Raw genomic sequence first — 12,617 nt, forward strand, 5'->3', positions numbered from 1 at the left:
GAATCCTGTCTTAAACTGGCTGAGGCCTGGATAAAAAATATCAGAGACAATGTTGTAAAAAATACAGTAACTATCGTTTTTCTCATATTTTAAAAATAGAGTACGGCAAATTTACCGGATTAAAAAACATTTCTATAGAAACCAGAATACTATAATGCCTTTAGCAAGTTCTGGAATTTGTTTGAAAAAGCTAACAGATCAGCTTCTCCGAATCGCTTGCCTAAAAACTGCATTCCTAACGGTAAACCGGCTGTATTATTGCCTGCGGGCAAGGAAATTGCAGGAATACCAGCCAATGAAGCCTGTACTGTAAAAATGTCTGCGAGATAATTCACTACCGGATCATCACTTTCCTCACCAATGTTAAAGGCTGGTGTAGGTGCAGTGGGTAGCATAATAAAATCATACTCCTCCAAAATCTTATTCGTCTTGTCGCGGATCAACCTGCGCACTTTTTGTGCTTTTGAATAGTAAGCATCATAATATCCGGCACTAAGCACAAAGGTTCCAAGCACAATTCTTCGCTTTACTTCAGGTCCGAAACCCTCAGAACGGGAAGTCTTATAGGTTGATTCGAGATCAAATGCACGTTTGCTGCGGTAACCATAATGTACCCCGTCGTACCGGGCCAGATTAGAAGAGGCCTCGGCCATCGTCAGGATATAATAGGTAGGAACAACATATTCCAGAAATTCAAAAGAAACTGGCTCGACCACATGACCTGCAGCTTTCAAAGAACTGATGCTGTTTTCAAATGCAAGTTTAACCTCAGAATCAAGTCCTTTTGAATGCAGTGCTTCCGACAAATAGGCAATCTTTTCCTTTTTGTCTTCTTTAACCTCTGATGTATAAGAAGGTACTGCCCTTTGGGAAACCGTACTGTCATAATTATCTGAACCGGCGATAATTTCAAGCAGAATAGCGGCATCCTCCACACAATTTGTGATCGGACCAACCTGATCAAACGAGGATGCATAAGAAATAATTCCGTGCCTTGAAACCCTGCCATAACTGGGCTTCAATCCCACAACTCCGCAAAATGCCGCAGGCTGACGAACCGATCCGCCTGTGTCTGTACCCAAAGCTGCAAGGCATAATCCTGCCTGAACAGCAACAGCTGCGCCGCCGGAAGAACCTCCTGAAACCCTGGCTTTATCGGCATTGTTTCTTACAGGACCATAATAAGAAGATTCATTAGATGCTCCCATTGCAAATTCATCGCAATTAAGTCTCCCAATAATCAATGCATCTTCGGCCAGAAGCCGCTCAACAACCGTTGAAGAAAAAGGTGAAACATAATTTTCAAGTATTCTTGAACAGGCAGAGACTTTATGGTCCTTATAACAAATATTGTCCTTTATGGCTATTACCATGCCGGCAAGTCTGCCTGCCTGCCCGGATTCCAGCTTTTGCTGAATCCGCAAGGCTTCAGAACGCACTTCATCAGTAAAGACCTCAACAAAAGCATTCAGCTCCCGCTTTTCATCGATACGTTTTAAGTAATGTTCAACCAGAAAGGGTATTGTAAATTCTTTATCGTGCTTTGCCAGAGCAGACTGAACTTTGGAAAGAGAAGAAATACCTTCCATGCCTCAAATATTGTGTTAATAGAAATCTAAATTTATGATTCTGCAACAAGAAGTTAACAAGACTCACAACTGTTGTTAAGCCAGGATTGGCTTTCTATCGTCTCTATAGATTCCAAATAAGGCAATTAAGTTTAAAATAGAAATTTCCTCCGGTGATGAGATCACCGGGGGAAATTAATTCCAGATTGATAATATTATTTAGTCTCCTGGTCTTTTGAAGTAGAAGCAGGAGTTTCACCTTCACCGTTTTGAGCAGTCTTGAATTCTTTAATTCCTTTACCCAATCCGCGCATAAGCTCAGGGATTTTTTTACCTCCAAACATTAACAGAACTACCACGACAATTAAAATAACTTCGGTGGCTCCCAGTCCTGCAAATAATAAAATTGAATTTGACATAATAATTTATTTAATGTGCGATTTTTGTATGCTCAAGTCCCGTTTCATCGGGATTTTTTGTAATTTCTGAACCTGGTTCAACAATATTACTTTCAGGTTCATATCCTGAAACAGGGGTACTATTTTCCTGTTCAAGTTCTGTTTGAGATGCATATCCATGCTCCAGAACAGCCTCATCAGGACTAGGATAACCTGTTACTGCAGAGGTTTCAGTATCTATATAATCTGCTGCAGACTGAACTTCAGATTTTACCTGATCAGCAGCCTCATTTACGCTATTGATATTATTATGGATTTCTCTTTTAATTCCATCAGACGCATCCTTAAACTCTCTGAGGCCTTTACCCAAACCACGTGCAAGTTCCGGAAGTTTTTTACCTCCAAATAATAAGAGAACAACTAGGAATATCAGGATCATCTCAGGCCCTCCGATATTCATAAACAATAACACAGAATTAAACATACTCATAATACTATTATACAAATATAGGCAATAAAATGCCTTTTTCTTAAAATTAATTCGCCAGCCAGCCGGCAGGATTCATTGGAGTTGCACCCTTACGTACTTCAAAATGAACCTCAGTGGTACCGTCAACAGGATCTGTAATCACCACACCGATATTTTGCTTTAACGTAACTTTCTGGCCTCTAGATACATTTGCACTCTTTAAATTCGAATATACAGTAAAATATTCGCCATGTCTGATCAAAACAGCATAAGAACCCGAAATATTCTGAACCGCAGCGACCTCCCCGCCGAATACAGCACGAACCGCTGAACCCGGGGCCGTTTTAATATCAACCCCATTATTTTCGGTTGTTACATTACGTCCGTAAGTATGATTTCCAAAATCTTCAATAATCATTCCATTTGTTACTGGCCAGGGAAGGTTACCCCGGCTTCCAAGGAAATCAGAAGATAGTTTTGCTGATTCAGGTGTTGCTGCCAGAATACTCGATCCACTTGCAACAGGCTTATAATCAGGGGCATCTTTATTCTCCGCTTTCGCCTTAGCTGCCGCAGCTCTGGCTTCAGCCTCAGCCCGTTTCCTTGCCTCTTCAATTTCCCGGTTGATCGCATTTTGGATCGCCCGGTTCAAAATAGCCGATTCTCTCTGTTTTTGGGTAAGTTCCTGTTTTAACTTTCTCTCCTGACTAGTAAGGCTGTTCAGAACCTTGGATTTACTATTCTTTTGAATTCCCAATGTCCGCCTTTCCTTCTGTTGATCTGTTAGAATATTGCTTTTCTCCTTTTTATTCCGGTCAAGTTCGCTGATCTTAACATTCAATTCTTTTTGAGTCCCTTCAATATACTGTGCCTGTTTCTTTCTGTATTCACTGAATTGCTGAAGATATTTCAAACGTTTATAAGCCTGATTGAAATTCTGAGCGGCAAAAATGAACATGAGTTTACTATATGAACTCTGATTACGAAAAGCGAATAATACCATTGCAGCATATTCCTTTTTTAGTTTAATAAGTTGCGACTGAAGTGTACGTACCGTATTCGTATTATCTGAAATCTGATTATCAAGTAACTTAACTTCTGAATTGATAATATTGATCTTTTTTTCACGTAGTCTGATCTGAGCATTGAGTGCACGAATCTCTTTCAGGGAAAGATTTTTATTATTCGCAGTCTGATTAAGGCTCTTGTTCAAAGATTCTATTTCCCTTGTCAACGCTTCCTTACGCCTTCTCAGCTCTGAACTACTTTGAGCAAATGCAGCACTTACAGAACAAAATAATACAAGAAAAAGGATATACTTCAAACACTTCATTCTATCAAATATACTTAATTTTTAATCAAAAAACGCTCAGGAACCCTGAATGGAAGTTCTAAGGGGCCATCCAGATCTACTTTTAAAAACTTAAGATCCAGTAGAAACTTCTTGGTTTTAACTTTAGAATCCATGATCACTGTATGTGGAATCTGCTGCTGATTGACCAATATGAAATCAGAATAATTCGCAGTAAGTTCCTGCTTTGCTATCTGATCATTCAGGTTCGTATAAACTACTTTATTTTGTGTACTAACCCGTAAATTATAAGTCAATCCTCCCAAAATGCTTCTTAGTTTAGCCTCATCGTTTTCCATATTCAGCTCAGTTGAATCAGTGATAAATTCTGAAACAGTGTTTCCTACCAGGATAGATTGAAGGGTCCTGAAGTTGATCTGCTCATTTGTAAACTCATAGATATAGCTGAATGGTTTCTTAATGTAAACATTGTCTAATCGGTTCAGTATTTTGACACTATCCGGTGTAATCAGTGCCCTGGCCACCTCCAGCCCAGCAAGGGCCGTTACCGAAACCCATATCACCTCATTATTTTTGATACGGAAATTCATATTAACATCATTGCTTTTGTCATTGATGCTGAGCACTGCCTTTGATTTAACAGCAAGGGTATTAAAAACCATATCACTTTCATTTATGGATTTCAATTTATTCTTTCTGGTATTATCGGGCCCAGCAGGAACAGCAGGACTCTCGGGAACTGCCGGTACTGGCAATATCACTTTTTTAGCCTTACAGCTTGTTAAGGCCAATAAAAGCATCATTACGTAAATGGTATTAATCAATATATTTTTTTTCATTTATCTTTTTATCCAGTGTTTCTGAGCGTGATCCGCTTTCTTTTGCCTTTTGCCATTGTTCAAGGGCCTTTTCCCTTTCTCCAAGGAAATATAAAATATCTCCGTAATGTTCTATCTGTACTGCGCTGTTCGAATTGTGCTGCAAGGCTTTCTCAATCCATGCTTTTGCTTCGGCATATTTCTTCAGTTTAAACAAAATCCAGGCATAGGTATCCTCTGAAGATGCATTATCGGGATCCAGTTCGTTTGAACGCCTTGACATTTTTTCGGCTTCAAGCAGATTCTCTCCTCTTAACGATAAATAATAGGCATAATTATTTAATACGTAAGAATTTCTGGGATCAAGCCCGAGTGCTTTTGTATAGGCCTCATCAGATTCCTTAAATTGTTTCAGGGAATTAAATGAATCGCCCATAGTTGAATAGATCTGAATAAGTATCTCCTTATCATCAGTTTCCAGATCTAAAGCACTTTTTAAATAAGTTATTGCCTTTTCATGTTTTTGAGTTTGTGCGTATCCAATACCAGTGTATAAATAAAGGGCAGCCTGATTAGGAAAAATACTCAGGGCATGATCTCCATCAAGGATTGCCTGTTGAAATTCACCCCGGCTAACTTCTATCCGCAATAATTGCTCCCAAATCTGATACACCTGATCATTAATTGCAAGCGCTTTCTTATAAGATTGCTGAGCCTGCGGGTATTTTCGCTCCTGAAATAGCACATCGCCATAAACGGCATGGGCTTTAGCCTCCTCAGGATGAATCCTCACCATAATCGAAGCCAGCTCATTGGCATAGGCTCTGGCCTTCATATCAGCAAACATTGGGAAAAAGGAAAGTACGATCCTAACCTTCTCATCGATATTCAGATCAGGATCTTCAAAAGCAACCTTTAGCTCTATGAATGTGTTTTCAAACTGCCTGAGTGCCTTATAATTATCGGCAAGGGCCAGCCGGACCATAGCATTAGCTGGTGAGATTTCCTTTGCCTTATTCAAAATTTCAATCGCCTTCTGTCTTTCCCCTGCTTTGACATAAACTTCACTCAGATAAATATAATTTCTTAGGTCTTCCGGCTTTGAATGAATCTGTTTTTCCAGTTCATCAGTAAGTTTAGCCGATTTACCCTGCTGCATCAGAATACGTTGCCTGGCTGATACCAGATCTTCAGAAGAACCAAATCGCTTTTCTATCTCGTCATAAGCATCTTCAGCATCGTCTACACGCTTTAGTATCAGTAGGGCATTTGCTCTGTCATAATAATAGGCCTCATTTCTTGGTGATATTCTGGATAGTTCTTCCAGTACAAAAACCAGATCATCAATTTTATTTGTTCTCTTATAAATATCAGAGAGTAATACCCAGTACCACTCATTTTCAGGGCTTACTGTAACAGCTTTTCTTATTAATCTTTCAGCATCCTCCGGTTTGTTATCTGCAAAACTGATAGTTGCAAGCTCATACAATGCTGCATCATTAGCAGGATCCAAATCAAGAACTTTTGAAAAACTTGATGCCGCCTGAGCATAATTCATTGAGAGCTTTTCCTGTAGTCCATCAAAAAATAATTCCTTTACCCGAATACTGTCTCTCTGATTTAAAGTTTTCCCAATAACAATTACAGGTTCAGTCTTTTCGGCTCTGTTCCGCTGGGCAGATACAGAAAATGTGCAAAGCAAAAAAAACGATATAGCTATGCCCCTTTTAATCATGCCATTATAATCCAGTATGACCGTAACCACCTGACCCGCGGACAGTATCGCTTAATATTTCAACCTGCTCCCAGCTTACCTGTTCGTGTCTTGAAATAATCATCTGAGCAATACGGTCACCATTATTAATCTCAAAATCAGTATCAGAGAAATTGATCAACAGGATTTTTATCTCCCCCCTGTAATCTGCATCAATCGTTCCCGGAGAATTCAGAATACTGATACCATGCTTCAATGCAAGTCCGCTTCTGGGCCTGATCTGTGCCTCAAACCCAAGCGGCAATTCAATAAACAAACCGCTCGGAACCAACTTCCGCTCCATCGGTTTTAAAATTATAGCTTCCGTTAGATTGGCTCTGAGATCCATCCCTGCTGATGCAGCAGTTTCGTAAGCCGGCAACTGATGGGATGATTTGTTTATAATGCGGATGTTCATTTTGTTCCGAGGATTAACTTAATTTCCTTTCTCTCTGTGAAGAGAATCGTAATTGTAAATATAAGAAACATGGCATTTCCAATGATCAGATTACGATCAAATACTACAAATGCTACAAAAACAATACAAATGGATGCTAATAGGTAAATTATATTCTTTTTGAGTTTATACGGGATTGGATAATGCTGCTGACCCCATAAATACGAAAGAATCATCATCACAGTATAGGCACTAAGCGAGATCCATGCAGAAGCCAAATAACTATACTTTGGTATGAAGATTATATTGAGAATGATTGTTAAAATCGCTCCAATACCTGAGATGTATAATCCAAAGCGCGTCTGGTCGGATAATTTATACCAGATCGATAAATTTATATAAATACCAAGACTTACATACCCGAATAACAATATAGGCACTATTCTTAAACCAGACCAATACAAGGCTTGTTCAGCAGCATCCTTACCAGTGATAAAGTACTTCAGCAATTCAATATTTACTACCAGTAAAACGAATATCAGCGAAATTGCAATCACAAAGAAATTCATGATCCGGGCATACGTTTCTAAAGAGTTTTTGCTCTTTGAATGACTGAAAAAGAAGGGCTCAGCTCCCAGGCGAAAGGCATTAATAAAAATGCTTAGAAATACTGCAATCTTATAGCATGCTGCATATATACCTACCTCCTGTTCCGCAATATCTGGAGGTAAAAGTTGTCCCAGAAATATCTTATCTATATTTTCATTGATGATGAACGATATATTGGCAACCAGTACAGGCAAACTATAAACGAACATTTCCTTCAGCAATGCGATATCATAGGTAAATGTTAATTTCAACAGCTCCGGAATTAGCAGCAGGAGGGTTATCAGACTGGCAATCAGATTGGAAATAAACACATAACCTACCCACCCTTCCCTGTACCAGCCGGTTAAATATTCAGCACCATACCACCCTTCCTTTATGATCATCGGGAAAACAAATATGAAGAGCAGGTTTAAGCCGATAAAGGTTAAAATATTGACGAATTTGATGATGCTATAACGCATAGCATGGCCATCAGCCCTTACTTTAGCAAATGGGATAACCGCCAGAGCATCAGCCACAAGAATATAAATAAAATATTTGATGTAGCGGGCATAATCAGTATCGTAAACTTTACCCCTTTGCATCCATGCTGCAATATCGTCCACAAAAAGAAAGCTGAAAAGCAGGAATATCAGTGCCATTAATGAGACTGTGAAAAAAGTATTGTTATACACTTTCTGCTTGTCGTTTTCATACTTATTGAGGTATCTGAAATAGGTAGTTTCCATTCCGAATGCCAGCAAAGCGTTAAGCATGGAAGCCCAACTGTACATCAATGAAAAAATACCGTAAACTTTTGGAGAGTAAAGTCCTACATAAACAGGAGTAAGAAAAAAGTTTAAAAAACGGGCAATGACCGTACTTATCCCGTAAATAGCAGTCTGACCGGCAAATTTTTTAATTGCTGACAATGAGAGATAAGGTTAGATCGTACAAATTATCTTTTAACTACTTCAAAATTAACATAGTTTTTCAATTCAGCTTCGCTTGAGGATACATTTTCAACAACTGCCCTGTCGGAGCCTTTATGGCAAAATTCAAGAAATAGTTCTAATGAGAAATCGTCGCCTTCAGCTTCTATAAATACGGTTCCATCGGGCCGATTACGTGCCGTCCCCTTTATTCCAAGCTGATCGGCAACTGCTTTACTAGTTGACCTGAAAAATACTCCCTGCACTTTTCCGCTGATAATAATATCGAGATGTTTCATTGAATTCTTCTAAAAACTTAATTTACTAATGCGTTCCTTTTCTTTTATAAATTCCTCCCATATTTCATTCAGAATCTGTGCGGCTGGCTTTATTTTATGTACGTATGATGCCACTTGACCGATCTCCAGCTCCCCTTCAATCATATCTCCTTCAAACATTCCCTTTTTTGCCCTGCCCCTGCCTAATAATTCCATCAATTCGGCTCGATTGGCCCCTTCAGCCTCAGCCTTTTCAACGGCTTTGTAGAAATCGTTTTTAAGCAAACGTACCGGCATCAATGATTTCATACTCAGTTTGGTATCGCCCTCAGCTGCCTGAATTATAGCCTCCTTGAAGTCATGATGTGCAGAGGATTCTTCAGATGCTGCGAATAATGAACCAATTTGAACACCATCAGCCCCGAGAGCAAATGCAGCAAGCATTGCTCTTCCACTTCCAATCCCCCCTGCGGCTATAACCGGAACCGATACTGCATCACAGATTTCTGGGATAAGGCATAGAGTAGTTGTTTCCTCTCTACCATTATGCCCCCCTGCTTCAAAACCCTCTGCAACAATTGCATCCGCACCACTATCCTCAGCCTTTTTTGCAAATTTCTTATTGGCGATAACATGAACAACCTTGACCTTATTACTTTTTAAGAATGGGGTCCAAAGTGCCGGGTTACCGGCAGAGCTAAAAACAATCTCAACCTTTTCTTCCACAATTATTTTCATAATCTTCTCAATATCAGGATATAATAATGGAACATTAACTCCAAATGGTTTAGATGTAGCAAGCCTGCATTTTTGAATATGCTCCCGTAATACCTCCGGATACATAGAACCCGCACCGATCAAACCAAGTCCGCCTGCATTTGATACAGCCGAAGCCAATCGCCAGCCGCTGCACCAGACCATTCCGCCCTGAATGATCGGGTATTCAATATCGAAGAGTTTCTTAATGCTGTTCATTTCAATCAGATCAAAACTATAAACAAGGTCAGTAAAACTGTCTTAAATGAGCTTCTTTATTGTTGAATATGCAGTTAAATCAGAACCATTCACATTTTCGATCAGGTTTAATCCAGGAATTTTTCCTTTTTCAATCGAGCCAAAACGTTTTTCAATGCCTAAAAACTCGGCTCCATTGAGCGTAGCCCAGCCTATGGTTTGAGAAAAAGGCAATTCAGGAAAATACTCTTTTAATACCTTCAGCTCAGATAAAACACAAAGTTTCTCATTTGATGCGAGGCTATCTGTTCCTACAGTGATCTTAAAATCATAAGCAAGAAACTTATCGATATCCGGCAGTCTCCCTTCAATATAAAGATTGGCTTTGGGACAAAAACACCATGTAATTTCTTTGCCCGAAGCAGCTACAGTGCTAATATCCTCCGGACTTGTATAGGTATTATGAACCAGTAATGTCTTTTGCTTTGATGGAAGCAATGGTAATATACTCTGGATGGAGTTTTGATACCGGGCTTTGAAAAAGTTCAGATCCAGATTCAGCATTTTATAAAAATCAAGGAATTCCCCACTTTTATTCATAAAGAGATCAGCTTCTGCCCGGCTTTCCTGATTATGTATACTGCATAAATTCTGATGAGTTTCTGAGTACTCACGAAGAAGGTTAAAAAGTTTTTCAGAAACAGAATAGGGAGCATGAGGTACAATCGATGCAGGCAGAGGTGCAAAATCGGATTTCAATTCAAGCGCTTTATTAAATACTATTTCAGCTTTCGCCGGGTCAAAACCCAGCAACTCTATGAAAGTATGGTAATAAATTCTGCTGTTTTGCTTTACTGATTTTGAAGAATGATTATTTGAAATATCACCAACAGCCACAATTCCATTGTCAGACATCAGCCGATCATTTGTTTTCATGGCTAATAATACCTCTTCCTGGTTCGCTGTCCTCTGAGATATTACAGCTTTTACAAAGGAGACCAGCCCTGTACCTTCCGGAATTTTACCATGCAAATGCGAAAGCTCCAGGTGACAGTGAGAATTTATGAAGCCTGGAACTATAATACCCTGATACCTATCTATCGGTTCAGTGATAGATTTTGCAGTTTCTGCAGTATATACCGCATCAATCTCGCCATCCTGATGCAGAGCAATTATCCCATCCTTAATCGGGTCTTCGCTAACCGGGAAGATATAATCTGCACTGAGGTATCTGAGCATATGGCAAAAATAGGAGTTATTAATTAGTATTGGGTAGTGAGTATTGAGTAATGGGATAGATTCGTTTTCACATCTAATTTACCTGGTCGACTGACAACAGGTAACTGATACCTGATAACGCCTCCGGCAATCTAATTTTCCGTACTTTTGCAGAACGATGCCATTATCTGAGAAAAAAGACATTCGAAGCCTATCCATGGAACAACTGAAGCAGGAGTTCATTGCTATGGGCGAACCATCATTCCGCGCTAAACAGGTTTATGAATGGTTGTGGGAAAAATCATGCACTGATTTTGATGAAATGAGTAATCTTTCGAAATCTTTGAGAGAGAAATTAAATCAAACTTTTACAATCAATAATGTTGAGGTACATCATTCGCAATTCAGTAATGACAAAACCATAAAAAGCACATTCAAATTGTTTGACAGCAATATTATTGAGGGAGTGCTGATACCTGCTACAGACCGTATGACTGCCTGCGTGAGTTCGCAAGTTGGATGCAGCCTCACCTGCAAGTTTTGTGCAACAGGGTATATGGATAGAAAACGTAACCTGAATGCTGATGAAATTTATGATCAGGTAGTGCTGATCGATAAACAAGCCAAAGAAAATTACAATGTACCACTGACTAACATTGTTTATATGGGCATGGGTGAGCCCTTGCTGAATTACGCTAATGTCATGAAATCCATTGAACGGATCACCGCTCCCGACGGACTGAATATGGCTGCCAAAAGGATCACCGTTTCTACTGCCGGGATTGCAAAGATGATTAAGAAACTTGGTGATGATGCTGTACGTTTTAATCTTGCCCTTTCACTGCATGCAGCCAATGATGAAAAGAGGAACACCATTATGCCCATCAATGAGCAAAACTCCCTCAAAGCATTGGCAGAAGCACTAAAATACTATTTCTCAAAAACCAAAAACCCGGTTACCTACGAATACATTGTTTTCAATGATTTCAATGATAATATTTCGGATGCCGTAGAACTGGTAAAATTCTGCAGGCATATTCCATGCAAAGTGAACATCATCGAATACAATCCGATATCTTTTGCCGATTTTGAAAATGCCGGTGAAGATAAGATCGAAGCTTTTGCTGCGCATCTCCGTAAAAATGGCGTCAATACCAATATCCGCAGAAGCAGAGGAAAAGATATTGATGCGGCTTGCGGGCAATTGGCGGTGAAAAGCTGATAATCAATTAGCAAATAGAGAATTAGCAAATGGGCTGATTTGTCCATTTGATAATTTGTCTATGACAGGAATGAGCATTTGTACCACCTGTCATCCAGAGGAGCCAACGGAATTTCTCAATTTAGTGATAATGAGAGGCGACGAAGGATCTCATCACTTTGAGCAGTAAATTTCATTAAGTTTAATTCAATTTAACCTGTCTGGTATTACCGTTACCTAAACCATTACATACACCACATACTTTCGGACAAAGATGTATAGTACCTTCATTTCATGAAGAGGTTTCTGTCCTATTTAAATGATTTTTTCTGCCTGTTTTTTCCAGAGCTCTGTGCAGCATGCGGACGAAACCTGTTCAGAAACGAAAAGATAATCTGCACTAATTGTATATATCATCTACCCCGTACAAATTTTCACATTGATACCGAAAACAAGATGGCAAGGCAGCTTTGGGGCAGATTTAATTTCGAACAAGCCATAGCCTTTGTTTACTTTCAGAAGGGGAACAGGGTTCAAAACCTAATGCATCAGTTGAAATACAACAAAAAGCCGGAAGTGGGAATCAGAATGGGTGAACTCTTTGCCTGGCAACTGATCCGGTTCGGAGCCTTGAAAAACGCAGACATAATCATACCAATACCCCTGCATCCTTTAAGATTGAAAAAAAGAGGCTATAACCAAAGCGAACAAATATCCAAAGGTTTGGCCTC

At 39.4% G+C, this 12,617-nt stretch carries 13 protein-coding genes; 2 read left to right on the forward strand and 11 right to left on the reverse strand.

All coding sequences use genetic code 11. From position 1 onward, the window contains the following. Window positions 1–149 precede the first annotated feature (149 nt). From gatA to VGE44_RS05990, 11 genes are all read right to left on the reverse strand, one after another. Window positions 150–1,589 (reverse strand): Asp-tRNA(Asn)/Glu-tRNA(Gln) amidotransferase subunit GatA, encoded by a 1,440-nt coding sequence (gatA, locus tag VGE44_RS05940; RefSeq protein ID WP_331076912.1) that lies wholly within the window; start codon window positions 1,587–1,589, stop codon window positions 150–152. A 194-nt stretch (window positions 1,590–1,783) separates the two neighbouring features. Beyond that, complete coding sequence (gene tatA, locus VGE44_RS05945) at window positions 1,784–1,987, reverse strand: twin-arginine translocase TatA/TatE family subunit (protein WP_305364658.1); 204 nt, start codon at window positions 1,985–1,987, stop codon at window positions 1,784–1,786. Window positions 1,988–1,997: 10 nt separating this feature from the next. Beyond that, window positions 1,998–2,426: a twin-arginine translocase TatA/TatE family subunit gene (gene tatA, locus VGE44_RS05950; protein WP_331076917.1), complete on the reverse strand. Its 429-nt coding sequence runs from the start codon at window positions 2,424–2,426 to the stop codon at window positions 1,998–2,000. Between the two features lie 76 nt (window positions 2,427–2,502). Further along, a complete protein-coding gene (locus VGE44_RS05955; RefSeq protein ID WP_331076919.1) occupies window positions 2,503–3,768 on the reverse strand; it encodes a murein hydrolase activator EnvC family protein in 1,266 nt (421 codons plus the stop codon). Window positions 3,769–3,782: 14 nt separating this feature from the next. Next, window positions 3,783–4,586, reverse strand: a complete 804-nt coding sequence (locus tag VGE44_RS05960) for a DUF4292 domain-containing protein (protein WP_331076921.1) — start codon at window positions 4,584–4,586, stop codon at window positions 3,783–3,785. Then, a complete protein-coding gene (locus VGE44_RS05965) occupies window positions 4,564–6,300 on the reverse strand; it encodes a tetratricopeptide repeat protein (RefSeq protein ID WP_331076923.1) in 1,737 nt (578 codons plus the stop codon). Before VGE44_RS05965 ends, VGE44_RS05960 begins: the two co-directional genes overlap by 23 nt. Before the next feature lie 4 nt (window positions 6,301–6,304). Next, window positions 6,305–6,736 (reverse strand): dUTP diphosphatase, encoded by a 432-nt coding sequence (gene dut, locus VGE44_RS05970; protein ID WP_331076925.1) that lies wholly within the window; start codon window positions 6,734–6,736, stop codon window positions 6,305–6,307. Further along, window positions 6,733–8,235 carry an oligosaccharide flippase family protein gene (locus VGE44_RS05975; RefSeq protein ID WP_331076927.1) on the reverse strand — a complete coding sequence of 501 codons (1,503 nt, stop codon included), beginning with the start codon at window positions 8,233–8,235 and terminating at the stop codon, window positions 6,733–6,735. Before VGE44_RS05975 ends, dut begins: the two co-directional genes overlap by 4 nt. Before the next feature lie 26 nt (window positions 8,236–8,261). Next, window positions 8,262–8,534: an acylphosphatase gene (locus VGE44_RS05980; protein WP_324486333.1), complete on the reverse strand. Its 273-nt coding sequence runs from the start codon at window positions 8,532–8,534 to the stop codon at window positions 8,262–8,264. Window positions 8,535–8,543: 9 nt separating this feature from the next. Continuing rightward, window positions 8,544–9,488 carry an NAD(P)H-dependent flavin oxidoreductase gene (locus tag VGE44_RS05985; protein WP_331076930.1) on the reverse strand — a complete coding sequence of 315 codons (945 nt, stop codon included), beginning with the start codon at window positions 9,486–9,488 and terminating at the stop codon, window positions 8,544–8,546. A 42-nt stretch (window positions 9,489–9,530) separates the two neighbouring features. Continuing rightward, window positions 9,531–10,706, reverse strand: a complete 1,176-nt coding sequence (locus tag VGE44_RS05990) for an amidohydrolase family protein (protein ID WP_331076932.1) — start codon at window positions 10,704–10,706, stop codon at window positions 9,531–9,533. Between the two features lie 157 nt (window positions 10,707–10,863). Here VGE44_RS05990 and rlmN point away from each other — a divergent pair, with 157 nt between their 5' ends. Further along, on the forward strand, window positions 10,864–11,907 hold the full coding sequence (gene rlmN, locus VGE44_RS05995) for a 23S rRNA (adenine(2503)-C(2))-methyltransferase RlmN (RefSeq protein WP_331076934.1): 1,044 nt from the start codon (window positions 10,864–10,866) through the stop codon (window positions 11,905–11,907). 435 nt (window positions 11,908–12,342) lie between these two features. Further along, window positions 12,343–12,617: ComF family protein (locus tag VGE44_RS06000; protein ID WP_414649289.1), on the forward strand; the 275-nt coding region annotated here is incomplete at its 3' end.

It is taken from the genome of Daejeonella sp. (assembly GCF_036405355.1).
Taxonomy (GTDB): Bacteria; Bacteroidota; Bacteroidia; order Sphingobacteriales; family Sphingobacteriaceae; genus Daejeonella.

What these genes read in the sequence shown, in the direction of transcription:
- gatA (WP_331076912.1), bottom strand. Translation starts at nt 1,589, where the DNA reads ATGGAAGGTATTTCTTCTCTTTCCAAAGTTCAGTCTGCTCTGGCAAAG.
- tatA (WP_305364658.1), bottom strand. Translation starts at nt 1,987, where the DNA reads ATGTCAAATTCAATTTTATTATTTGCAGGACTGGGAGCCACCGAAGTT.
- tatA (WP_331076917.1), bottom strand. Translation starts at nt 2,426, where the DNA reads ATGAATATCGGAGGGCCTGAGATGATCCTGATATTCCTAGTTGTTCTC.
- VGE44_RS05955 (WP_331076919.1), bottom strand. Translation starts at nt 3,768, where the DNA reads ATGAAGTGTTTGAAGTATATCCTTTTTCTTGTATTATTTTGTTCTGTA.
- VGE44_RS05960 (WP_331076921.1), bottom strand. Translation starts at nt 4,586, where the DNA reads ATGAAAAAAAATATATTGATTAATACCATTTACGTAATGATGCTTTTA.
- VGE44_RS05965 (WP_331076923.1), bottom strand. Translation starts at nt 6,300, where the DNA reads ATGATTAAAAGGGGCATAGCTATATCGTTTTTTTTGCTTTGCACATTT.
- dut (WP_331076925.1), bottom strand. Translation starts at nt 6,736, where the DNA reads ATGAACATCCGCATTATAAACAAATCATCCCATCAGTTGCCGGCTTAC.
- VGE44_RS05980 (WP_324486333.1), bottom strand. Translation starts at nt 8,534, where the DNA reads ATGAAACATCTCGATATTATTATCAGCGGAAAAGTGCAGGGAGTATTT.
- VGE44_RS05985 (WP_331076930.1), bottom strand. Translation starts at nt 9,488, where the DNA reads ATGAACAGCATTAAGAAACTCTTCGATATTGAATACCCGATCATTCAG.
- VGE44_RS05990 (WP_331076932.1), bottom strand. Translation starts at nt 10,706, where the DNA reads ATGCTCAGATACCTCAGTGCAGATTATATCTTCCCGGTTAGCGAAGAC.
- rlmN (WP_331076934.1), top strand. Translation starts at nt 10,864, where the DNA reads ATGCCATTATCTGAGAAAAAAGACATTCGAAGCCTATCCATGGAACAA.